The sequence below is a fragment of the Serratia bockelmannii genome (genome assembly GCF_051803255.1).
Lineage (GTDB): Bacteria > Pseudomonadota > Gammaproteobacteria > Enterobacterales > Enterobacteriaceae > Serratia > Serratia bockelmannii.
Window position 1 is genome coordinate 1842179 of sequence record NZ_CP196512.1, and the last position, 21434, is coordinate 1863612.

A 21434-nucleotide genomic window follows, 5' to 3' on the forward strand; every position below is an offset into this window, starting at 1 on the left:
GCATAGGTTGTGTCAAAATTTTTCAATCGGGTATTTTGTTTACATTTTTACATATTTTATCGCGTTTAGACACGACCGTGCGCAGCTGAACCGCGACAGCCTCTGACCATAAGATTGCGGTGAAGTTTCCTTCGCATTAGCGTTTAACCGAGCGAATGCCGATCGGTTACACTCGAAATGGAAAGTGACGCAGTGATAAACGGGAGTTGAAGATGCAAGATCAAGAGATTGTTGAGCTGTTGCAGCAGGTGAAAACCATCGCGCTGGTGGGCGCCAGCGATAACCCGTCGCGGCCCAGCTATGGGGTGATGGCGTATCTGTTGGCGCAAGGGTATCAAGTGATCCCGGTCAGCCCAAAACTGGCGGGGCAGACGCTGCTGGGGCAGCCGGTTTATGCCACGCTGGCCGCTATCCCACAGCCGGTGGATATGGTTGATGTGTTTCGCAATTCGGAGGCGGCTTACGGCGTGGCGCAAGAGGCGATAGCGATCGGCGCCAAGGCGCTGTGGCTACAGATCGGCGTGATTAACGATCAGGCGGCGGAGCTGGCGCAACAGGCCGGGCTGCAGGTGGTGATGGATCGCTGCCCGAAAATCGAAATCCCGCGTTTAGGGCTGGAGCGCTAAATAAAAAAAGGGCCTGGCGCGATGCCGGGCCCTCTCGGGGTTTCTCAGGTCTTGGCGCGGTCAATTGCGCAAACGTGGCGCCTGTAACTGGTGACGGATGGATTCCGCCAGTTCATCCAGCGATGGTTGCTCGGGGTGCGCTTCCTGGGGCTCGCCATCCAGCTGCGCTTCCGCCAGATAGGTATGCACCGGTTGGCCTTCCTCGTCCTCCATCACCACGTGGTACCAAGGGGCGGAACGCAGTTCGTCGTTCGCCGCTATCTCGTCAGCTTTGGGTTGTTCTAAAGAGTATTCCGGGTCGATATCGATCACGACGCCCAAATACCCCAGCAGTTTATGCCTAACCTGTTGTCCGATACCGAATTTGCTGGCAATCATGATGACCTCCTGAGAAACAATGCCTTGCTCATATATGGGGGCAAGGCAGCGCATTTCAAGTTACATCACCCGACAAGCGAAGCCTTTCAGATACAGCCCCTCAGGATACGTGGCGATCACCGGGTGATCGGCAGCCTGGCGGAACTGTTCTATAAATTGTACATCACGTCCGGCATCTACAGCGGCATCGGCCAAAATTTTCTGGAACAGGTCGGTCGGCATCAGGCCGGAGCAGGAGAAGCTGAGCAGAATGCCGCCTGGATTCAGCAACTGCAGCGCCAGCATGTTGATGTCCTTGTAACCGCGGCAGGCGCTGGCCAGCTGATTCTTGTTCTCGACGAATTTAGGCGGATCCATGATGATCAGATCGAATTTTTCGCCTTGAGCGCGGTAGTTGCGCAGCAGTTGGAACACGTCATCACGAACGAACTCCGCCTTGTTCAGATCGAGCTTGTTGAGCTCGACGTTCTGTTTGGCGATGTCCAGCGCTGCCTGCGAGGTATCCACGCTGATCACCTGTGCGCAGCCGCCCATCAGAGCGGAAACGGCGAAGGCGCCGGTGTAGGAGAAGCAGTTCAGCACCCGGCGGCCGGCAGAGTAGTTCCGCGCCGCCAGGCGACTGTCGCGCTGGTCGAGGTAGAAACCGGTCTTGTGCCCTTGCTGAATGTCCACCAGCAGCTTCATGCCGTGCTCGGTGATAGGCAGCAGTTCCGGCGGCAGATCGCCCAGCACCGGGCCCTGCGCCAGCGGCAGGCCTTCTTTTTTACGCACCGCAACGTCGGAGCGATCGTAAATCGAACATTCCGGGTAGCAATGCTGCAGGGCGGAAAGCAGGGCCGGGCGCTGGTATTCGGCACCGGCGGACAGCAGCTGCAGCACCAGGAAATTCTGGAAGCGATCGATAGTGATGCCCGGCAGGCCGTCGGATTCGCCGGCGATCAGACGGTATCCGTCCAGACCGTCGCGCTGTGCGACCCAATCGCGCCAGCTTTGCGCTTGCTGCAGGCGGCGAATGAAGAAATCGATGTTAATCTCTTCATCCTGCTGGAAAGTCCAGACGCGTGCGCGGATCTGCGACTCGGGCGAATAGGCGCCGCGAGCCAGCCATTTGCCCTGGCTGTCGAGAATATCGATGGTTTCACCGGAGTGGGCTTTGCCCTCAACGCGTTGAACGGCACCGGAGAACACCCAAGGGTGACGGCGGAGTAAGGACTTTTCACGTCCTTTGGCGAGAAACAGGCGTACGGTCATAATTAATAATGCTGCCAGCTAGGATAGAAAGAGTGACACGGCGGTGCAAAGGCACGGCAATGCCATAACGAAAACTTAATTAAGGGGGCGATTATGACACAAGTTTGCATTGCTGCGTATGTGTATGGCGTGGTGCAGGGGGTGGGGTTTCGCTATTCCACTCAGCGGCAGGCCGAGGCGTTGGGGGTGGCCGGCTATGCGTGCAACCTTGATGACGGCAGTGTCCAGGTGGTGGCCTGCGGCACTCAGGCGCAGGTGGATAGGCTGGTGGAGTGGTTGAAACAGGGCGGCCCGCGCAGCGCGCGCGTCGAACGCGTGCTGGTGGAGCCACACGGCGTGGCTGACTACGATGGGTTCGGCATTCGCTATTAAACGCTCGCCTGCAGCGGCGCTGCGGGCGGAGCGGTCAGATGCATTTTACCGGTTTGGGCAACCCGGCGATCTTGGTGGCTTGTTTGGCCGGTCCTTTCGGGAACAGGCGATACAGATAGCGGCTGTTGCCTTTTTCTTCGCCGTATTTCTGTGCCATCGCTTTGACCAGCATGCGAATAGCCGGTGAGGTATTAAATTCCTGATAGAAGTCGCGCACGAAGCGCACCACTTCCCAGTGTGCTTCGGTGAGCACGATCTCTTCCTGCGCGGCCAGCAGCGGCGCCAGGCCTTCATGCCAGTCGGCGCTGTTTTTCAGATAGCCCTGCGCGTCAGTGTCAATAACCTGACCTTCAAACTCCAACATACTGCCTCGATAACGGATAATTCGGAACGGCCGCCAGTTTAGCAAATTTTTTCAGCCGCAAAAAACAAAGCCCCGCCGGAGCGGGGCCTGGAAGGCAGGTGTAACACGCGATCAGTTGCTGCGGGCGAAGCCCAGAATGCTCAACAGGCTGATGAACATGTTGTAGAGCGACACGTACAGGCTAACGGTGGCGCGAATGTAATTGGTCTCGCCGCCGTGAATGATGTTGCTGGTTTCCCACAGGATCGCGCCGGCGGAGAACAGGATGAACAGCGCGCTGATAGCCAGGTGCAGGGCAGGGATCTGCAGGAACAGGTTGGCGATCACCGCCACCAGCAGCACCACAAAACCGGCCATCATCATGCCAGACAGGAACGACATGTCTTTACGGGTGGTCAGCACATACGCCGAGCAGCAGAAGAACACCGCTGCGGTGCCGCCCAGTGCCAGCATGATCAGGTCGCCCGCGCCGGCGTTCAGGAACGAGCTGAGGATTGGGCCGAGGGCATATCCCATGAAACCGGTCAGCGCGAACGCCGCCAAGATGCCCGCTGGGCTGTTGGCCAGTTTATGGGTCAGGAACATCAGGCCGTAGAAGCCAACCAGCATCAGCAGCAAGCCCGGCGCCGGCAGCCCCAGCATCGTGCTGGCGGTGGCGGTCAGGGCTGAGAAGGCCAGGGTCAGGGATAACAGGAAATAGGTGTTGCGCAGGACTTTATGCGTGCTGAGCAGCGAGTCGCGCGAAGAAGATGAGACGACAATGCGGTCCATAATGCTCTCTCTTATCAAGCCATAACAAAATAATCCCGATAATAGGCAGCGCAAGCGGTTGATTAAAGTTTGTTTACCAATCTTTACCCTTAGTTATCATTACGGCAACAGCGGGGATGCGGACGCGTGTTTGTTCGCCGTTTGCCGCGCCTTCGCTGATTTTTCGCGCGGTTGAACGCGCCCGGGCTTTACAAGCGAATAAGGTCTGTTTATAGTGCGCGTCGTTGCGGAGGGGTGGCCGAGTGGCTGAAGGCAACGGTCTTGAAAACCGTCGACGGGAAACCGTTCCAGAGTTCGAATCTCTGCTCCTCCGCCATACATTCTGACCCCGTGCTCTCTGAGCACGGGGTTTTTTGCTTTTGCGTGCGGAGAAAACGGCAAGCCTTTCCAGGAAACGCGATCGGCTATTGATAAGGGCCACGCATCGGTGAGATTATGCGTTTATCAAGGTCGGCTGCTCGTGTCAGGCGTGACCGGCGCGATAATCAACGCCGCCTTATCTATTTTCGCTTAATGCTCTATGGAGACAGAGATGAACTGGTATCAAGTCGCCTTATGGACCATGATCTTTCTGAAGTCCGGCGCTTTCCTGGTATTCGTGTGGTGGTGGATGTTCAAACGTGCGACCAAACCTTATGTGCGTCCGCAAGACGTCGTGGTGGATGAGACGCCGTATGACGATAGCCTTACGATGGAAGAAGTGATGAAGAATCACGGCATTGTACGGACTGAAAAGCCGCTCTGATCGTCAAATGTGTGTTTTGCTATAAACCCGAGCCTGTGGCGCTCGGGTTTTTTATTCCTGCCGTTACTTGAGATGCAGCCCTTTTCCCCTATCTTGCTTTACCCTTACGGCGATTTATTTAAATGAATTACCTTTCGGTATATTTTAAAATCTACTTTAAAAGTGGGATTTATATTTATATGGGAGGGTATATTTTTCTCTGAAAGAATTCAGCCTTATCGACTGAACGAAGAAAAGTGTGGGCGCTGTTTTTTGTGTATCTGGATATTGATATGCAAAGAGTGTCGCATTTTCGGGCTGCTCCTATAGCGGTGGGTCGGAAAATTTTTAAGGTAGAGGAAAACTAAACTTTACGTGGGAGGAGAAGGGGGGAAGGAATCTAAGATTTTTCTTTATGTGTTTTTTTCTTTTTATTTCAATGGTTTTTTGTTTTTATGCCACAAGCGCTTTATGAGGAAACGGCGACATTTATTTAACCTGCGCAGCAAGTATCCTGTCGTACTCACTCTTTTAAGGCGCGTATCTTTCCGCTCATTGCGCGATTCGTTTTTTTATGGTCATGAAAATTATTTGATTCGATGTTGCATTTTTTTTGTCTTTGGAATTAATATGTTCTGCATCTGGCGGTGAATGAGATTTTTCCCATTGCCGGATATCTTTTAGAATACACTTGGATATATATAAATATATACCGCCACATATAAACTTTTAGATGGCAGGATGCTGTCAATACTCTGCTATTGCCTAAGCTTCGTTAGCCTCTAAACGGTTTAATGGTGTAGGTCATTTTATATATGCTCTCTCAGCGAAGAAAGTAATGGGGTTTATTATGATTAAGCAAGGCATCTCTTTGGCGGTATTGGCTGCCGCGTTAACATCTGTGGGCGCAACGGCGGCAGATAATTCCGCCGGTGGCGTTATTTCGTTTAGCGGTGCCGTTACGGATACCACTTGTACCATCAATGGCGGGAAAAGCGCCGATTTTACCGTTGCACTCAGCCCGATTTCCGTGACGGATGCGGGCACCGTTGTCGGCCCCATCACCAAAAACAAGAAATCTTTCTCGCTGACGTTCTCCGGCTGCACGCCGGCGGCGGGAACGGCCGGTACGCCGCTGAAGATCTATTTCTCTTCGGCGAATAATATCTCTACCGACGGAAAATATCTGCTGAACAGCTCCGTGAATGAAAGCGACGCCGCCGTAGCGAAAAACGTCGGTTTTTCTCTGGCCGAGCCGGGTTCATCCACGCCGATTCCGTTGAACGTGCCTTATGTCACCAAGATCAAAGGCGATAAAACGGCGCCAGATGCCGAAACGCTGACGCTGGATGCCTATTACTACAAGACCAATGCGTTGGAAGCAAAAGTGGGGGAATTGAGTTCCAACGTGACGTACACCATTTCTTACCTGTAATTGCAATTAAGCCAGGCCTGTGCCCAAGGCAAAGGCCTGGCATCTGGGGTGACTATGAAACAGTGCTTAATCTTTGCTGGATTGTTTCTCAGCAGCTTTTGCGCCGATGCCAATATTGTAATTAATGGAACGCGCGTTATTTATCCGGAAAAAAACAAGGATGTTATCGTTCAGTTAGTCAACAATGGTGACGATCCGGCACTGGTGCAGGCATGGATTGATGATGGTGATATCAACTCGACGCCTGAAACGGCAAACGTGCCGTTCTTGTTATCCCCGCCGGTTGTAAAAGTTGCCGGAAATAATGGCCAGCAATTACGCATACAAAAAATGGGCGCGGCGCTCCCCGGCTGTCGTGAGTCGGTATTTTATTTGAATGTGCTGGATATCCCGCCTACGCCGGAAAATTTGCAAGGGGTCAATACGCTGCAATTAGCCATCAAATCGCGCATCAAGCTATTTTATCGCCCGGCAGGGTTAACCGGCAGCGCAAATAACATCACCGACTTCATTGAACTCCAGGCGGCAGGGAAGGGATTTAAGGTTATCAACAAAGGTCCTTACTTTTTTACGTTGGCCAATGTTGATCAGAAAGGCAAAAAGAATCTGTTGATTGACTCAGTGATGGTCGGGCCATATTCCAGCCTCTTTGTTCCGACCAAAGTTGGTGTGAGCCGGAACATTCCCTACACCCTGCTCTATATCGACGACCTGGGGGCTTATAAATCTAAAGCCATTACAGCCCGCTAACGTGAAGAACGGCCATGAAGCTTAAACTAAAATTGCTTTCGATACTGACCGCATCTGTATTCATTCCGTTAAATAAAGCCTCGGCGATGAAATTCGACACTTCTCTATTGGCCGGCGCGTCCAGCGAATCCGACCTGTCGCGTTTTTACCTCAATAATGACATGCCGGCAGGCACGCAAACGGTCGACGTGTATGTCAACCAGAGTTGGAAAGGGCGGTTCTCGTTGCAGTTCGGCGAACATAAAGGCGATATTCGCATCGCCCATCGTGACGCCGCCCTGTTGGGCATCGATATGAGTAGTTTGTCCATCGGGGGGGACAAGGAACCGATCCCCGTCCAAACGTTGGTGCAAGGAGGAAGGGCCGACTTCGACGTGGGGACGTTGAGCCTTAAGCTGACGGTGCCTCAGTCGCGAGTGATTCGCGCAGAGGCCGGCTATGTTGACGCCAAATTTTGGGATCGCGGCGTGCCTGCGCTGCTGCTGGCCTATAACGCCACCTATTACCACGTGCAGTCGTTGCAGGGCGACAAGGCGTCAAACGACGATTTCTATACCGGTTTGGAATCGGGGATCAATCTGGCGGGTTGGCAATTCAGAGACAGCAGCAATTTCCGCAGCAGTTCGCGACAGGGCAGCGATTGGCAAAATAATACTCGCTATGTGCAGCGTGGCTTCGCCGCCATCAAATCGAACCTGACGATGGGCGATTTCTATTCGCCGGGGGACTTGTTCGACTCGATTCGGGTGCGGGGCGGCGCTTTAGCCTCGGATATCAACATGCGGCCCTATTCGCAGCAGGGTTTTTCGCCGATAGTGCGGGGCGTGGCGCAGAGCAATGCCCTGGTGAAAGTATTGCAAAACGGCAACCTCATCTATCAGGAGAACGTGCCGCCGGGCGCCTTTACGCTGGATAACATATTGCCGACTGGCTCTGCGGGGGATCTGTTGGTCGTGGTCAAGGAAGCCGACGGGCGGGAACAATCCTTTACCGTACCGTTTTCCGCCGTTCCCAACATGTTGAAGCAGGGTGTCAGCAAATACGGCCTGGTGGCCGGTAAGGTCAATCAGGCGGATACCGACTATGCGCCTGCTTTCGCGCAGGGCACGCTGCAGTATGGCTTCAATAACCTGGTCACCGGTTACGTCGGTACGATCCTCAGCGAGGACTATCGCGCCTGGCTGCTGGGCAGTGGCTGGAATCTGCCGTTCGGCGCGGTATCCGTCGATGTGACTCAGGCCTCGACGCATTTGCAGGATCGCAATGAAAATGGGCAAAGTTTTCGGATCGCCTACAGCAAGTTTTTGGACGCTACCGCAACAAACTTCACGCTGGCGGCATACCGTTATTCGACCAAAGGTTATTACAGCTTTAACGATGCCATCTACACCCATCAAGGTTACCGCGAGCGTGACAAGCGTTTTCACGATTATTGGAACGATCGGGATGACGATGAGCTTGCCCCGTTGGATTTGAATACCTGGGACGCCGTTCGCGCCGCTCGTCCACGCAATACCTTCAATTTGAACCTGAACCAGAGGCTCGCAGACGGGTGGGGCACGCTCTATTTCTCCGGCACCCAACGCGATTATTGGTCGGATACGAATAAAAGCCGGGAATACCAGCTCGGGTATTCAAACGCCTTCTCGCGCGTCAGTTACAACATTTCCGCGAGTCGCGTGAGAAATTCCGATCGCAAAGAAGAGACGCGGTTTTATCTCTCTCTGAGCGTGCCGCTGTCGATGTTCGACAACAATGCCTATCTCAGCACCAGCTTATCCGCCACCGATTCGCACTATCAGCAAAGCTCGCTGAGCCTGAGCGGCAATGCGCTGGAATCAAACCGTCTGAGTTATGCGCTTGCCGGCAGCAATCAAAGCGGCGGCAACAGCATGGCGAGCATGAATGCCGCCTATCGCGCCAACGCGACGACTGTCGGCGGCTCCTACAGTGAATCATCAGACTATCGACAATTGGGCATGAGCGCCCGCGGCAGCCTGGTGGCGATCCCTTGGCATTTGCTAGCGTCCAACGAAATGGGCAACACCATGATGGTGGTGGACGCGCCCAAGGCCAAAGGGCTGATGGTGAACGGCGACGAGAGCATCGTCACTAACGACGAAGGGCTGGCTTTGGTGCCTTACGCCACGCCTTACCGGCAAAACTCCGTGACATTGTCGGATACCGGCAACAGCTCCGGCGCCGAGATCGTCGGCAATATCGCCAACAGTGTGCCCTATGCCGGCGCCGTCAACTATTTGAGATTTGAAACCGATCGGCGTCGGCCTTATACGCTGCGCGCCTTTAAGCGCGGCAATAAACCCCTGCCATTTGGTGCGGAGGTGGCGGATCAAAGTGGGAATGCCATTGGCTTCGTCGGGCAGGCCAGCGTCCTGTATCTACGGGTTGAACAGCAGCCAACGTCGCTGGAAGTCAGGCTGAATGACGGTGTCTGCAAGATTGAACGCCCGAAAATATCGATGGACAGCGCAGCCAACATATGTCGATAAAGGATAATTACACCATGCTCAGGATACTCGCACTGACGCTGTCCCTATTGTTCAGCGGTTACAGTTACGCTTCATGCTACGGCAATGGCATCCAATATGCGCCGCCGATCTACGTCGATTTGTCGGATAAGCTCAGCGATAAGACACCGGTCTGGGAAGGCAGTTTTTATACGCAATACAGCGGTTCATTTAGCTGTTCAACCTCGAGCAGCGAATTCGGCTATACGCGTATCCTGTCAACCGACAGCACGAAGGCGACCATTCTGGGATTCAACAGCGGTAAATATTGGATACGCGCGGAAATAACCAACGACATCGCCAACAAAAAGCTTAGCGGTTGGGGATCGCACTCCGCTTCGGAATTGAATCAGCCGATGAATATCCGTTTCAGTCTGGTCAGCAAGACGGGCACATCGATACCCGGCGACACGGTTAGCCTTAAGGACGTGATGTTCGTGACCGATCTGAGCGGGATGTCTTTGCTGGAGATCATTTTGTGGCCCGCCAAGCAGTTGGTGAAGATCTTGACCTGGCTGCTCAACGGCTTCAATTGGCCTTACGATCAGCGCGACATGTACGGACAGCCGATGACCATCAAGTATGCGCCCAAGATGACAACCTGCACTTTCGACAATGCCGGCCTGGCAGTGAAGTTGCCGACGTTGGGGATATCGCAGATTACTCAGGGGGCGCAAAATGGCCTGACGCCCTTTACACTGAATTTCAGCTGTCAGAATCGGCAAAGCGGCGGCACGGCCGATCGGGATATCAATATGTTTTTATCCAGCAATAATCTGTTGGCTTCAGATAATACGGTTTTGATAGATAAAAGCCCTGAGGCGGCAAAAGGCATTGGCATCCGGCTGGTCAAGACGGCTTCGCCTAATAATCCCGTCACGCTGTCGCTTTCCAGCGTGGCACCAGGTGCGGCGACTTCATTATTTCATGTGGTAACCGGCAATGCCTTGGATGCGCAATTTTCCATCGGCATGGCGGCCTATTATTATCCTTACAGCCCCACCACAATGAGCAGTGGGGGAATTAATACATCGGCCACGCTTAACATTATATATAAATGATTCTTTTGTTATTTTTAATAATAAAAAACAGGTTGCCACATATAAGAAAAATCTTAACATGGTAATTGGTGGCGAATATTATTTACTTGAATAATATTGGTGTTTAATCCGGATCTCTATGTTGAGGATGAATTGTATGACGGAACAAATCCAGATCGGTGTCAAAGTGGAAAAATCGCTAAAAGATGAGGTTGATGTCATTCTTCGCGGTTTGGATATTAAGCCGACGACGGCGATAAATGGGCTTTATCAATATATTTCACAGCATGGAGAGCTCCCTTTTGTCATATCAACCAGCGTGAAAACACCGAAGGATATCGCCGGCGGGTTGTTCAAGAGCCTGTTTTCCTTACAAAGCACGCTCAGCGTTTTCTTGGATAAAGTGCAAATGAAGCGGTGTGTCAGCAGGGAGGAAGTATTGATTGTGCTCGATATACTGCGCGATTTTATCGTTGCTTTTCGCCAAAGCGCGCAATATCTCGGCGCTTCACCTTTCGGGCGGCGTGTAGTTTGGAAGGATGCCGTATGCGCCGTCGAGAGTATTCATGAAATTCTAGATAATAACGTAAAATACAGTGAAGATGGCATTATGAATTTGGATGAAAAATATCTTTCATCGCTGTCTGCATTGCTGATCTCATTATGTTCTTCACTTAAGTAAGTCGAACCAATAAAGTTAATTGGCATGACTGCCATGGGGGCGTTGTTAAAAACGCGCCCATGACAAATAGCAATGGGGTGATCCTGTGCGAGTGGCTATATTTTCTGATGATTACTATTTATTCTATGGCATATCGCAGATCTTGAAGTCGTTGGAGGGCGTTGAAGTTATTGGTCTGCATTCATCTGCACGCCGTGGATTACATGCCATGTCTTGTCATGCAGAAGTGGTCATCGTCTCTTTCTCGTCTATCTGTCGGGTTATGAATTTCTTATCGCATATTATCGACAGGCCTGACAATACGATCGTCTTAACCGGCGTGGAAACGCCGCGCCTGGCGAATTTTAACTGTCTGAAAAAAAACATCGGTCTTACGACGTTCGTTGAGGCGATAAAAATGTTCACCGCGAGCTGCAAAGGGCAGAGCCTGTCGCCGCGCGAGCTTTCGGTGTTGGCCATGCTGCTGGCGGGAAAACCGAATACCGGCGTCGCTAAGGCGTTGGGTATTTCCGAGAAAACCGTCAGCCAGCATAAAATGAACGCCATGCGTAAGCTGGAGATTCAACGTTTTCATCAGTTCATTTTGGCAGCGGATGAGCGAGTGTAATCGCTATTCCACAGGCGGGTGCGTTGGCCCGCAGGGAGAGCGTCTGCTCACCCATGATCGGCCGGGCGTTCGAAAATATGCGCACCGGCACCCTGTTGGCCCCAAATATCGTTTGGGTTGCGCAGCGGGCAGTCGGCGAGGGACAGGCAGCCGCAGCCGATACAGCTGTCGAGATGATCGCGCAGCACCGTCAGCCGCTGTATGCGTTCATCCAGCGTTTTGCGCCAGGAGGAGGACAAAATTCCCCATTGTTCGGCGGTTAGCTTGCTGCCGGTGGGAAAACGCCCCAGCGTTGCGCGGATCTCCTCCAGCGGAATGCCCGCGCTTTGCGCGATCTTGATCACCGCGATGTAGCGCAACACCACCGGCGTGTAGCGGCGCTGGTTACCGGCGTTGCGCATCGCCTGAATTAGCCCCTTGCTTTCGTAAAAGTGCAGCGCGGATACCGCCACGCCGCTGCGTTTCGCCACTTCCCCAACGGTCAATAGCCGATTGGCGTCAATCGGTTCATTTCTTGCCATTTTGTCTTCCTCAACTTGACCTCAAGTTAACCTGAGGTTTTATAGTGCAGCCAGCCGGGCTTGGCAACCGGTATCTCTCGTCACCTCCCTGCGCTGCGTCGGGGGAAGGATGGCTTTGGCTGTAAAATCAGGAAGAAACCGTTACATGATGAAACGATACCTCATTATTGCCGCACTGCTGGCGGCACTCGCCGTCGCCGCCGTTGCGATGCGTTCCACCGCGCGACAAAGCGAAGGCGCACCGGCCTATCCGCCGGTTAAAGTGGCGCTGGCGCCCGCCCTGCGTGAGCAGGCGGCACGCAGCTATGCCGGCGTGGGCGAGCTGGAGGCGGCCAGCCAGGTGGAAGTGGCGGCAGAGACCAGCGGCCGCATCACGCGCATTCTGTTCGAATCCGGCCAAACGGTGCGGCAGGGGCAACTGCTGGTGCAGCTTAACGATGCGGTTGAACAGGCTGAGCTGGTGCGCCTGCAGGCGCAATTGCGCAATGCCGATCTCTTGCTGGCGCGCATGCGCAAGCTGATGAACCTCAACGCTACCGCGCGGCAACAGCTGGACGACGCGCTGGCCGAGCGGGATATGGCGTTCGGTGCGGTGCAGGAAACGCAGGCCAAAATTGCGCAAAAGGCGGTCCGAGCGCCGTTCTCCGGCACCATCGGCATTCGCCGCGTGCATGAAGGGCAATACCTCAACGCCGCCGAGGCGGTGGCGAACCTGGTGGACGCCGATACGCTGCGCGTCAATTTCTCGCTGGACGAACAAAGCAGCGCCGGGCTGGCGTTGGGGCAGGCGGTGTCGGTGCAGGTTGGGGCGTATCCCGATCGCGCTTTCCCCGCCGCCATTACCGCTATCGACCCGATGATCGGCAAATCCCGCACCGTGCAGGTACAGGCGACGTTGAGCAACCGTGAGGGATTGCTGAAGGCGGGCATGTACGCGGGCATTCGCGTCACGCAGCGGCAACGCGTGGCGGTGCTGACGGTGCCGGAAACGGCACTGACCTATACGGCGTACGGCGATACCGTGTTTCTGGCGCAGCAGGGTGAAAAGGGCATGACGGTCAAGCGCGCCTCGGTCACCGTGGGTGAGCGTAACGACGGGCGCGTCGAGATAGTCAGCGGCCTGCAGGAAGGCGATCGGGTGGTGACTTCGGGCCAGCTCAAGCTGAGCGACGGCATGGCGGCCGAGCCGGTGGCGCAGGATACCCTGAACGCCGCCCCGGCCGGTTCCTGAGGAGAGACCGATGACATTTACCGATCTGTTCGTGCGCCGGCCGGTGCTGGCGCTGGTGGTCAGCACCCTGATCCTGCTGTTCGGCGCGCTGGCGCTCAGCAAACTGCCGATCCGCCAATACCCGCTGCTGGAAAACTCTACCATTACCATCAGCACCGACTATCCTGGCGCGTCGTCCGAGCTGATGCAGGGCTTTGTCACGCAGCCAATCGCCCAGGCGGTGTCGTCCGTCGAGGGCGTTGACTACCTTTCTTCCTCGTCGGTTCAGGGGCGCAGCGTGGTGACGGTGCGTATGGCGCTGAACCGCGACTCCACCCAGGCGCTGACCGAAGTGATGGCCAAGGTCAACCAGGTGCGCTACAAGCTGCCGGAGCAGGCTTACGATCCGGTGATTGAGCGGTCCGCGGGTGAAGCTACTGCCGTGGCCTATGTCGGTTTCTCCAGTAAAACGCTGTCCACACCGGCGCTGAGCGAATACCTGACGCGGGTGGTGGAGCCGATGTTCACCACCATCGACGGCGTCGCCAAGGTGGAAGTGTTTGGCGGGCAAAAAATGGCGATGCGCCTGTGGCTGGACAGCGATCGGCTGGCCGGCCGCGGCCTGACTGCCGCCGACGTGGCCGACGCGGTGCGGCGCAACAACTACCAGGCGGCGCCGGGCAAGGTAAAAGGGCAGTACGTGGTTGCCAACGTGCGGGTGAATACCGATCTCACCAGCGTGGAAGAGTTCCGCAATCTGGTGGTGCGCAACGACGGCAACGGCCTGGTGCGCTTGAAAGACGTTGGCACCGTGGAGCTAGGCGCCGCGGCCACCGAAACCAGTGCCCTGATGGATGGCGAACCGGCGGTGTTCCTCGGCGTCTTCCCTACGCCGACCGGCAACCCGCTGGTGATCGTCGACGGCATTCGTCACCTGATGCCGGCGATCGACAAGATGCAGCCGCCGGGCGTGAAGATGGCGCTGGCGTTCGAGACCGCGCGCTTTATTCAGGCCTCGATCGATGAAGTGGTGCATACCCTGCTCGAAGCGCTGGCGATCGTGGTGGCGGTGATCTATCTGTGTCTGGGGTCGCTGCGCACCGTGTTGATCCCGGTGGTGACCATTCCGCTGTCGATCCTTGGCGCTGCAGGGCTGATGCTGGCCTTCGGCTTCAGCGTCAATTTGCTGACGCTGCTGGCGATGGTTCTGGCGATCGGTTTGGTGGTGGACGACGCCATTGTGGTGGTGGAGAACGTACATCGCCATATCGAAGAGGGGAAAACGCCGCTGGCGGCGGCGATGATCGGCGCACGCGAGGTGGCGGGGCCGGTGATCGCCATGACGCTGACGCTGGCGGCGGTCTATGCGCCGATCGGCCTGATGGGCGGGCTGACCGGCGCGCTGTTTCGCGAGTTCGCGCTGACGCTGGCCGGGGCGGTGGTGGTGTCCGGCGTGGTGGCGCTGACGCTGTCGCCGGTGATGAGCTCGCTCCTGCTGCCGGCCAAACAGAGCGAAGGGCGCGTGGCGCACGCCGCCGAGTGGTTCTTCGGCGGCCTGACGCGGCGTTATGCGCGCGCGCTGGACTTCTCGCTGCACCACCGTTGGTTGACTGGGACGCTGGCGCTGTTGGTGATGATCAGCCTGCCGCTGTTGTACCTGATGCCGCAGCGCGAGCTGGCGCCGACCGAGGATCAGGCCATCGTACTGACCGCCATCAAGGCGCCGCAGCACGCCAACCTGAACTATGTCGAACGCTTTGCTTACAAGCTGGATGAGGTCTACAACCGCATGCCGGAAACCGAAAGCCGCTGGATCATCAACGGCAGCGACGGCACGGCGTCCGGCATTGGCGGTATCAACCTGACGCTGTGGCAGGCGCGCCAGCGCTCGGCGTCGGCGGTGCAGGCCGATCTGCAACGGGCGGTGAACGATGTCGAAGGCACCAGCATTTTCGCCTTCCAACTGCCCGCCTTGCCGGGTTCCACCGGGGGGCTGCCGGTGCAGATGGTGCTGCGTACGCCGCAGGACTACCCGCAGCTGTACCGCACCCTGGAAGAGGTGAAGCAGAACGCCAGAAACAGCGGCCTGTTTATGGTGGTGGACAGCGATCTGGACTACAACAACCCGCTGGCGGAGGTGCATATCGACCGCGCCAAGGCCAACAGTCTGGGGATCCGCATGAGCGACATCGGCGAATCGCTGGCGGTGCTGGTGGGGGAGAACTACCTCAATCGCTTCGGCATGGACGGGCGCGCCTATGACGTGATCCCGCAAAGTCTGCGCGAACAGCGGCTGACGCCGCAGGCGCTGGCGCGGCAGTACGTCCGCACCCAGGACAATACGCTGGTGCCGCTCTCCACCGTAGTATCGGTGGCCGTTAAGGTCGAACCGAACAAGCTGACTCAGTTTAACCAGCAGAACGCCGCCACCCTGCAGGCCATTCCCGCCCCCGGCGTTTCGATGGGCGAAGCGGTGGCCTTCCTCGAACGGCAGGCGAATGCGTTGCCGGCCGACTTTAGCCATGACTGGCAGGGGGATTCGCGCCAATATACCCAGGAAGGCAGCGCGCTGGCGTTCGCGTTCCTGGCGGCGTTGGTGATCATTTACCTGGTACTGGCGGCGCAGTACGAGAGCCTGAAAGATCCGCTGATTATCCTCATCACCGTGCCGCTGTCGATCTGCGGCGCCTTGCTGCCGCTGGCGTTGGGTTACGCCACGATGAATATCTATACCCAGGTCGGGCTGGTGACCCTGATCGGGCTGATTAGTAAGCACGGTATTTTGATGGTGGAGTTCGCCAACGAACTGCAGATGCATCAGGGGCTGACGCGGCGCGACGCGATTTTGCAGGCGGCGCAAATTCGCCTGCGGCCGGTGCTGATGACCACCGGGGCGATGGTGTTCGGTTTGATCCCGCTGCTGTTCGCCAGCGGCGCCGGTGCCGCCAGCCGCTTCGGGCTGGGTCTGGTGATCGTCTCCGGCATGCTGGTGGGCACGCTGTTTACCCTGTTCGTGCTGCCGACGGTGTACACGCTGTTGGCGCGCGATCATGCGGTGGCGTCGCCCCGGCAGCGTGAGTTGGCCGCCGCGCAAAAGGCGCTGACGGAATAAACCGCCGGCGCCCGTATGAAAAATAAACCCGCCTCGGCGGGTTTTTTCGTCAGTTTTTGCAGCCCATCAACTCCGGCAGGACGCCGGGCTTGCTCTTCAGCGAAGCCTGCACGTCGTCCGGCAGACCGGCCCAGATGATCAGGCCGGTACGCTTCTCGATCTCGTCCACCGTCACGCGGAACTGGCAGAAATCGGCGCCCTTCGGCGTGTTCTGATCGAACAGGAAGGCGGCATAGTGGTTCACCGCCGGGCTGTTGTTGATGAAAATCACCTTCCAGTAGGCGCTGGGGATGGTATGCGCTTTCTGGGTGCCCGGCAGTTTGCCCATATCGCGTTCATACAGCGGCCCGGTCACGGTATAGACCGAGGAGATATCGGCGCGATCGATCAGCTTGCGTTCCTGATCTTCCAGCCGCGCCCAGGCGCCCTGGTTAAGATCGGACTTTTGCGGCGTGATGTTGGACAGGTAGTTCAGCGATTCCCAGTCGGAAACGCCCGCCAGCGAAGCCAGCGGCGCCTGATGACCGCGATCGACCTTCAGCGCCGCATTGGCGCCGGTGTAATCGGCGGGCGCTAACGTGTCCGCCGGGTTGAGCGCCGGATCGGTTTTCCAGTTGCGCGTCTTGCCGCTGGCCGGCGTGTCTTTGGTGATGTGATAAGCCACCCAGTTGGCGAACTTGGTGGTACTGTTGTTGTTCAACGTATAAGCATGACGCACGATAGACACGTTGCTGCTGCCACCAGTCGGGCAGCCGACCGCGCAGTTGTCGATGGATTCGAGCGTGTCGGCCGACGCCTGAGCGGCGAACAGCAGGGCGGCCAGGGCCAACATCTTGTTGTTAAAGCGCATATTCATATCCTCAATAAGTTAAAAAGTACTGTATATATTTACAGTAAAATAAACTTATCGCAGTGAAACGAATACAACAATGCAACATATTCATGTTGTGAATGTGTCAGTCATGGTACAGCCAAGCCGCACGTGCAATGCGGCAGAAATGAAAACGGCGTCCAACAGACGCCGTTTCAAAGGGGGGAGGATTACTCCAGCAGGTCGTTGACCGTGCGGCGAACGTAATGCGTCATCTGCGCCAGATCGTCCGGTGATACCGGGCCGCCGCCGGCGCGCACCACCTGCTGTTCGATCTGCGCGATTTCCTGCTCGACCTTGTTGGCGATCTGTACTTTGACTATCTTGTCCACCGAAGACAGCAGCACCTTCAAGACGACTTTCAGCGCGATGTTTTCGCAGAACGAGTCGTAGTGATGAACCGGCGGCGGCGGGGCCGGAGCCGGCTCGGGCGCGCGCGGAGCCAGAGCCTTGAAGCTGTCTACATTTTCAATAATAAGATCCATGTCTCTTATTAGTTCATCAAAATCTTTAGACACTGACTTATTCCCTTCGCTGTGCGCAAAAAACAGAACGCCCGTCCTCGGGCTGAAAGCGGATGAGCGACGGGCAGAACGAATTCGGGCCTGGCCTTCAGACGCTGAATGGCCGGGGGAGGGGCATTCTAACCTTGCGGCGGGTTGGCAACAAGATGGGGCCGTGCGAATGCGCGGCCCTTTGGATCACGGGGGCTGGAGGGTGCTTAACTTTTCAGCTTGGCGGTGATTTTAGCCACGTGTTCGCCCTGATAACGGGCAATGGTCAGCTCTTCGTTACTCGGCTGCCGCGAACCGTCGGCGCCGGCGATGGTGGTGGCGCCATACGGAGTGCCGCCTCGCACCTGCGAAACGTCAAACAGCTCCTGCGTCGCATAGCCGATCGGTACGATGATGAAACCGTGGTGCGCCAGCGTGGTCCAGGTCGAACTGATGGTGTGTTCCTGGCCGCCGCCGGTGCCGGTGGAGGAGAAGACGCTGCCTACCTTGCCGTACAGCGCGCCGGAAGCCCACAGCCCGCCGGTTTGATCGAGGAAGGTGCGCATTTGCCCGGCCATATTGCCGAAGCGGGTTGGCGTGCCGAAGATAATGCCGTCATAGTCCGCCAGTTCTTGCGGGCTGGCGACCGGCGCCTGCTGGTGTTGCTTGCCCCCGGCTTTGGCGAAGGCCTCCGGCGTCATGGTTTCCGGCACGCGTTTAATCGTCACGTCCACGTCGTTGACACGGTTCGCCCCTTCAGCCACCGCCTGCGCCAGGCGTTCGATGTGGCCGTACATTGAGTAATAAAGCACCAACAGTTTCGTCATGTTTCGTACTCCCGCTCAGATGATTAACAAAAACCCCTGATAAGCATAGAAGCGAATGACGAACTTGGCGTCGTGGCGTTACCTGATGCCGGCGATCGCCAACAGGGCGCCAAAGACAATCAGCAGCCCGCCAAAGGTGCGGTCGATGCCGCGGCGTAAACGCAAAAAGCGCGCATTGACGCCAGGCGCGGAAAACAGCAACGCAACGGCAGCGAACCAGAACACATGGACGGCGGCAATAAAGAGGCCATAGCCAATTTGTACACCGAGCGGGGTGTGCGGAGAGACGACCTGCATGAATAGGCTGACGATGAAAATGGTGGTTTTCGGGTTTAACGCGTTGGTGAAAAAGCCGGTTTTCAGCGCGCCGAAATCGCTGATGGCGGCCGGCGCGGTGCTGGGCGTGGCATCCTGATGCGCCGCGTTGCGCAGCAGCGTAAAGCCGAGATAGATCAGATAAGCGGCGCCGATGCCTTTGAGCAGGTTAAACAACCAGGGCGATTGTTGAATCAACACGCCGACGCCAATCAGCGTATAGCTGACATGAACCAGTACGCCGGCGCCGATGCCACAGGCGGTCAATATGCCGGCGCGGCGTGAGAGCAGCAGACTGTTGCGCGAGACCATGGCGAAGTCCGGCCCTGGGCTTATCACGGCGAGTAAAGTAATGGTGACGACAGCGATGAGTTCAGTCATAGTTATCCTTGCGATGTTTAACAATAGAGTGACTGATTTATAAGAGTAATTTTTCTCGGTGACAAACGATGAATAGTGACAATATCGGTGAGAAAAACTCACGCAAAACCGGCAGGCCGTTGCCGTTGGGCGGACTGCGCTGCTTCGAGGCCGCCGCGCGGCTGGAAAGTTTTACGCAGGCGGCGCAGGGGCTGAATTTGACGCATGGCGCCGTCAGCCGGGCGGTGCGGGCGCTGGAAGAGGAACTGGGCGTGGCGTTGTTTGAGCGCCGCCATCGGCGGGTACTGCTCACGGCGGCGGGGCGCAAGCTGTTTCAGGCGACGCAGCAGGCCTTCGGCATTCTGGATCATACCGCGCTGGAACTGCGTCAGCAGGCGCTCGACGCGCCGCTGGTCTTGTCCTGTGAACCGACCTTATTGATGCGTTGGCTGATCCCGCGTCTGCCGGCTTTTCAGCAGGCGCATCCGGACATCAACTTACAGCTGGTGGCCGGTGGCGGGCCGTTTTCGTTCCATGACGGCATTACGGCGGCGATCAGGCGCAATGACTTCGATTGGGGAAAGGAGGTGCATAGCCTGGCGCTGTTCAGTGAAAAGGTTGGGCCGGTGTGCCAACCCGGGGCATTGGCAAGGATGACGATCGCTGAGGGCAGCCTGCTGAGTTTGCGGCCCGGCGCGAAGCTGCTGCATGCCGCCACCCGGCCGGATGCCTGGTGGCATTGGGCGCAGCAACAGGGGATGGCCTTGGTGGGGCATCCAGAGCAGCGCTTTGATCATTTCTATTTCAGCCTGCAGGCGGCGGTCGCCGGTCTTGGCATTGCGATGGGCCCGTGGCTGCAAGTGCGAGACGATCTGGCCGCCGGCTTGTTGAGCGCGCCGTTCGGTTTTATGCCCGACGGCAGCGGCTATTACCTGCTGTCGCCGCAGCCGATCGTGCCCGGCAGCGCGCTGGCTCGGCTGGCCGAGTGGTTGAGGCTCACGGCAGACGCCTGAGTTTTTGCGCCAGCCGCTGTTCCTGCCAGCGGCTGAAGACGTTGCGCAGCAGCAGAGTGCGCACCGCCCGCATGACCAGCGCGAGGCTCATGCCGCCGATCGCCCACAGCGACCAGAGATAGTGCGGATGGGTAAAGACGTTGACAGCGAGCAATATCGCACCGATGACGGCGAAACGCACCGCCATGCTCAGCAGTTTGCCTTCTGCCGCGACCTGGCGACGAAGACGTTGTTCGTCAGGCGCCTCCTCCCCCATTGTCGTCTGTTGCGGCTGTGCGTTGAGATTGCTGACCTGCACGCCCAGCGCGGCGGCGATCGCGGTCAAGGTTTCCAGGCTGGCCTGTTCGCCGTTTTCAATCCGCTGTACGGTGCGGGTGCTGAGGCCGGCGATGGTCGCCAGCTGCTCCTGCGACCAGCCTTTTTCCAGACGTAATGGCCTGATGCGATACTTTTGCATGGTGCACTCCTGAGTTCGTTGTCACTGTCATTCAGTGTAGGGCGGGCGGGGTAGCTGCGCCACGACAGCGGCACGACAGCGACACGACACCCGCCGCCGGCGCGGGCTGGCGAGCAGTCAGAAGGCGACGTTGCGGATAAAGCGCAGCGGGAGATCGCCGTGGTTGGCGTAGGCGTAGCGTTGATCGCTGTTGAAGGTTTGTGCGGTGCCCGCGCTGAGCGTCAGCGTGCCTTGTTCCAACTCCAGCGTCAGGGTACCGGCAATCACGTAGATCATTTCATTCCAGCCTTCCGCGTCCGGCGCAGAGTCATAGCGCTCGCCCGGCATCAGCGTCCATTCCCACAGCTCGGCCCGTTGGCGCGCCGGCACGCTGGCGGCGAACAGCGCCTGGCTGCCCGGTTGCGCGCCTTGCCAGGCCAGTTCCCCCACCAGATGGTCGCCGCGCGCTTCCGGCGCCTGGATCAGATCGGTGAACGAAATCTTCAGGGCAGCGGCGATCTTGTCGAGCACCGCCAGGCTGACGTTGCGATCGCCGGCCTCGATGCCCGCCAGCATGCGGCGGCTGACGCCGGAAAGTTCGGCCAGCGCCATCTGGCTCAGGCCCGCCTGTTGGCGGTAGCCGCGCAGATTGCTGCTCAGGTACTGCAGCACCTTGGGGGGATCGGTTTTCGCGTTATGCGCCGTATTGCTCATCGCCGGACTTTATCTCATACTGGCAGGATCTGT

At 57.0% G+C, this 21434-nt stretch carries 23 protein-coding genes and 1 tRNA gene; 13 read left to right on the top strand and 11 right to left on the bottom strand.

The genetic code is table 11. From position 1 onward, the window contains the following. Positions 1–212 precede the first annotated feature (212 nt). The gene (locus ACSJLU_RS08765; protein ID WP_025302316.1) at positions 213–626 is read left to right on the top strand and encodes a CoA-binding protein; all 414 of its coding nucleotides are present in this window, start codon (positions 213–215) and stop codon (positions 624–626) included. Positions 627–686: 60 nt separating this feature from the next. Here ACSJLU_RS08765 and hspQ read toward each other — a convergent pair whose 3' ends face one another. Then, positions 687–1004: a heat shock protein HspQ gene (gene hspQ, locus ACSJLU_RS08770; RefSeq protein WP_004928104.1), complete on the bottom strand. Its 318-nt coding sequence runs from the start codon at positions 1002–1004 to the stop codon at positions 687–689. Positions 1005–1064: 60 nt separating this feature from the next. Continuing rightward, entirely contained in the window at positions 1065–2255 is a 1191-nt protein-coding gene (gene rlmI / locus ACSJLU_RS08775; protein WP_025302317.1) for a 23S rRNA (cytosine(1962)-C(5))-methyltransferase RlmI, read from the bottom strand. Between the two features lie 93 nt (positions 2256–2348). On the opposite strand from rlmI, the gene yccX reads away from it, so the two are divergent. Then, entirely contained in the window at positions 2349–2627 is a 279-nt protein-coding gene (yccX, locus tag ACSJLU_RS08780; RefSeq protein WP_049204268.1) for an acylphosphatase, read from the top strand. A 34-nt stretch (positions 2628–2661) separates the two neighbouring features. Here yccX and tusE read toward each other — a convergent pair whose 3' ends face one another. Both tusE and yccA read right to left on the bottom strand, forming a co-directional pair. Further along, positions 2662–2991 (bottom strand): sulfurtransferase TusE, encoded by a 330-nt coding sequence (gene tusE, locus ACSJLU_RS08785; protein ID WP_004928095.1) that lies wholly within the window; start codon positions 2989–2991, stop codon positions 2662–2664. Positions 2992–3102: 111 nt separating this feature from the next. Beyond that, positions 3103–3762: an FtsH protease modulator YccA gene (gene yccA, locus ACSJLU_RS08790; protein WP_004928091.1), complete on the bottom strand. Its 660-nt coding sequence runs from the start codon at positions 3760–3762 to the stop codon at positions 3103–3105. 228 nt (positions 3763–3990) lie between these two features. Here yccA and ACSJLU_RS08795 point away from each other — a divergent pair. The 8 genes from ACSJLU_RS08795 (at position 3991) to ACSJLU_RS08830 (ending at position 11528) form a co-directional block, all read left to right on the top strand. After that, a tRNA-Ser gene (locus ACSJLU_RS08795) sits at positions 3991–4078 on the top strand. Between the two features lie 216 nt (positions 4079–4294). Beyond that, positions 4295–4507, top strand: coding sequence for a hypothetical protein (locus ACSJLU_RS08800; RefSeq protein WP_025302319.1), 213 nt, complete (start codon positions 4295–4297; stop codon positions 4505–4507). Positions 4508–5324: 817 nt separating this feature from the next. Continuing rightward, positions 5325–5921, top strand: coding sequence for a fimbrial protein (locus tag ACSJLU_RS08805; RefSeq protein WP_369825806.1), 597 nt, complete (start codon positions 5325–5327; stop codon positions 5919–5921). Between the two features lie 54 nt (positions 5922–5975). Then, positions 5976–6671 carry a fimbrial biogenesis chaperone gene (locus ACSJLU_RS08810; RefSeq protein WP_439041076.1) on the top strand — a complete coding sequence of 232 codons (696 nt, stop codon included), beginning with the start codon at positions 5976–5978 and terminating at the stop codon, positions 6669–6671. Between the two features lie 14 nt (positions 6672–6685). Then, the gene (locus ACSJLU_RS08815; RefSeq protein WP_380825509.1) at positions 6686–9181 is read left to right on the top strand and encodes a fimbria/pilus outer membrane usher protein; all 2496 of its coding nucleotides are present in this window, start codon (positions 6686–6688) and stop codon (positions 9179–9181) included. Positions 9182–9195: 14 nt separating this feature from the next. Next, positions 9196–10260 (top strand): fimbrial protein, encoded by a 1065-nt coding sequence (locus tag ACSJLU_RS08820; RefSeq protein WP_049295353.1) that lies wholly within the window; start codon positions 9196–9198, stop codon positions 10258–10260. Positions 10261–10396: 136 nt separating this feature from the next. Then, positions 10397–10921: a hypothetical protein gene (locus tag ACSJLU_RS08825; RefSeq protein WP_049204270.1), complete on the top strand. Its 525-nt coding sequence runs from the start codon at positions 10397–10399 to the stop codon at positions 10919–10921. 91 nt (positions 10922–11012) lie between these two features. Further along, the gene (locus ACSJLU_RS08830) at positions 11013–11528 is read left to right on the top strand and encodes a response regulator transcription factor (RefSeq protein ID WP_197538605.1); all 516 of its coding nucleotides are present in this window, start codon (positions 11013–11015) and stop codon (positions 11526–11528) included. 47 nt (positions 11529–11575) lie between these two features. Here the strand turns inward: ACSJLU_RS08830 and soxR are convergent, their stop codons facing one another. Beyond that, entirely contained in the window at positions 11576–12049 is a 474-nt protein-coding gene (soxR, locus tag ACSJLU_RS08835) for a redox-sensitive transcriptional activator SoxR (RefSeq protein ID WP_025302326.1), read from the bottom strand. Positions 12050–12194: 145 nt separating this feature from the next. On the opposite strand from soxR, the gene ACSJLU_RS08840 reads away from it, so the two are divergent. Together ACSJLU_RS08840 and ACSJLU_RS08845 are read left to right on the top strand one after the other, a co-directional pair. Continuing rightward, a complete protein-coding gene (locus ACSJLU_RS08840; protein WP_025302327.1) occupies positions 12195–13280 on the top strand; it encodes an efflux RND transporter periplasmic adaptor subunit in 1086 nt (361 codons plus the stop codon). Between the two features lie 10 nt (positions 13281–13290). Next, complete coding sequence (locus ACSJLU_RS08845; protein WP_049208068.1) at positions 13291–16371, top strand: MexW/MexI family multidrug efflux RND transporter permease subunit; 3081 nt, start codon at positions 13291–13293, stop codon at positions 16369–16371. Positions 16372–16420: 49 nt separating this feature from the next. Here ACSJLU_RS08845 and ACSJLU_RS08850 read toward each other — a convergent pair whose 3' ends face one another. The 4 genes from ACSJLU_RS08850 to ACSJLU_RS08865 all read right to left on the bottom strand — a co-directional run bounded on the left by ACSJLU_RS08850 (position 16421) and on the right by ACSJLU_RS08865 (position 19259). Then, on the bottom strand, positions 16421–17221 hold the full coding sequence (locus ACSJLU_RS08850) for a DNA/RNA non-specific endonuclease (protein WP_015377376.1): 801 nt from the start codon (positions 17219–17221) through the stop codon (positions 16421–16423). Positions 17222–17412: 191 nt separating this feature from the next. Then, entirely contained in the window at positions 17413–17727 is a 315-nt protein-coding gene (locus ACSJLU_RS08855; RefSeq protein WP_016928271.1) for a hypothetical protein, read from the bottom strand. Positions 17728–17963: 236 nt separating this feature from the next. Next, positions 17964–18563, bottom strand: coding sequence for an NAD(P)H:quinone oxidoreductase (wrbA, locus tag ACSJLU_RS08860; protein WP_025302329.1), 600 nt, complete (start codon positions 18561–18563; stop codon positions 17964–17966). Positions 18564–18641: 78 nt separating this feature from the next. Beyond that, positions 18642–19259 (bottom strand): LysE family translocator, encoded by a 618-nt coding sequence (locus ACSJLU_RS08865; protein ID WP_043141841.1) that lies wholly within the window; start codon positions 19257–19259, stop codon positions 18642–18644. Positions 19260–19327: 68 nt separating this feature from the next. Here ACSJLU_RS08865 and ACSJLU_RS08870 point away from each other — a divergent pair, with 68 nt between their 5' ends. Then, positions 19328–20251, top strand: coding sequence for a LysR family transcriptional regulator (locus ACSJLU_RS08870; protein ID WP_043141837.1), 924 nt, complete (start codon positions 19328–19330; stop codon positions 20249–20251). On the opposite strand, the gene ACSJLU_RS08875 is transcribed toward ACSJLU_RS08870, so the two are convergent. Then, positions 20235–20708: a helix-turn-helix domain-containing protein gene (locus ACSJLU_RS08875; protein WP_342096602.1), complete on the bottom strand. Its 474-nt coding sequence runs from the start codon at positions 20706–20708 to the stop codon at positions 20235–20237. The two genes, ACSJLU_RS08870 and ACSJLU_RS08875, sit on opposite strands and share 17 nt — an antisense overlap. A gap of 117 nt (positions 20709–20825) precedes the next feature. Then, positions 20826–21401: a helix-turn-helix domain-containing protein gene (locus ACSJLU_RS08880; RefSeq protein WP_089180753.1), complete on the bottom strand. Its 576-nt coding sequence runs from the start codon at positions 21399–21401 to the stop codon at positions 20826–20828. Positions 21402–21434: the final 33 nt, after the last annotated feature.

Excerpts from the sequence above, each read along its gene's own strand:
- wrbA (WP_025302329.1), bottom strand. The coding sequence starts at position 18,563 with ATGACGAAACTGTTGGTGCTTTATTACTCAATGTACGGCCACATCGAA.
- ACSJLU_RS08800 (WP_025302319.1), top strand. The coding sequence starts at position 4,295 with ATGAACTGGTATCAAGTCGCCTTATGGACCATGATCTTTCTGAAGTCC.
- rlmI (WP_025302317.1), bottom strand. The coding sequence starts at position 2,255 with ATGACCGTACGCCTGTTTCTCGCCAAAGGACGTGAAAAGTCCTTACTC.
- ACSJLU_RS08850 (WP_015377376.1), bottom strand. The coding sequence starts at position 17,221 with ATGCGCTTTAACAACAAGATGTTGGCCCTGGCCGCCCTGCTGTTCGCC.
- ACSJLU_RS08875 (WP_342096602.1), bottom strand. The coding sequence starts at position 20,708 with ATGCAAAAGTATCGCATCAGGCCATTACGTCTGGAAAAAGGCTGGTCG.
- ACSJLU_RS08825 (WP_049204270.1), top strand. The coding sequence starts at position 10,397 with ATGACGGAACAAATCCAGATCGGTGTCAAAGTGGAAAAATCGCTAAAA.
- ACSJLU_RS08845 (WP_049208068.1), top strand. The coding sequence starts at position 13,291 with ATGACATTTACCGATCTGTTCGTGCGCCGGCCGGTGCTGGCGCTGGTG.
- ACSJLU_RS08855 (WP_016928271.1), bottom strand. The coding sequence starts at position 17,727 with ATGGATCTTATTATTGAAAATGTAGACAGCTTCAAGGCTCTGGCTCCG.
- ACSJLU_RS08840 (WP_025302327.1), top strand. The coding sequence starts at position 12,195 with ATGATGAAACGATACCTCATTATTGCCGCACTGCTGGCGGCACTCGCC.
- ACSJLU_RS08765 (WP_025302316.1), top strand. The coding sequence starts at position 213 with ATGCAAGATCAAGAGATTGTTGAGCTGTTGCAGCAGGTGAAAACCATC.
- ACSJLU_RS08815 (WP_380825509.1), top strand. The coding sequence starts at position 6,686 with ATGAAGCTTAAACTAAAATTGCTTTCGATACTGACCGCATCTGTATTC.
- ACSJLU_RS08810 (WP_439041076.1), top strand. The coding sequence starts at position 5,976 with ATGAAACAGTGCTTAATCTTTGCTGGATTGTTTCTCAGCAGCTTTTGC.
- ACSJLU_RS08870 (WP_043141837.1), top strand. The coding sequence starts at position 19,328 with ATGAATAGTGACAATATCGGTGAGAAAAACTCACGCAAAACCGGCAGG.
- soxR (WP_025302326.1), bottom strand. The coding sequence starts at position 12,049 with ATGGCAAGAAATGAACCGATTGACGCCAATCGGCTATTGACCGTTGGG.
- ACSJLU_RS08820 (WP_049295353.1), top strand. The coding sequence starts at position 9,196 with ATGCTCAGGATACTCGCACTGACGCTGTCCCTATTGTTCAGCGGTTAC.
- ACSJLU_RS08805 (WP_369825806.1), top strand. The coding sequence starts at position 5,325 with ATGGGGTTTATTATGATTAAGCAAGGCATCTCTTTGGCGGTATTGGCT.
- ACSJLU_RS08880 (WP_089180753.1), bottom strand. The coding sequence starts at position 21,401 with ATGAGCAATACGGCGCATAACGCGAAAACCGATCCCCCCAAGGTGCTG.
- ACSJLU_RS08865 (WP_043141841.1), bottom strand. The coding sequence starts at position 19,259 with ATGACTGAACTCATCGCTGTCGTCACCATTACTTTACTCGCCGTGATA.
- yccX (WP_049204268.1), top strand. The coding sequence starts at position 2,349 with ATGACACAAGTTTGCATTGCTGCGTATGTGTATGGCGTGGTGCAGGGG.
- tusE (WP_004928095.1), bottom strand. The coding sequence starts at position 2,991 with ATGTTGGAGTTTGAAGGTCAGGTTATTGACACTGACGCGCAGGGCTAT.
- hspQ (WP_004928104.1), bottom strand. The coding sequence starts at position 1,004 with ATGATTGCCAGCAAATTCGGTATCGGACAACAGGTTAGGCATAAACTG.
- yccA (WP_004928091.1), bottom strand. The coding sequence starts at position 3,762 with ATGGACCGCATTGTCGTCTCATCTTCTTCGCGCGACTCGCTGCTCAGC.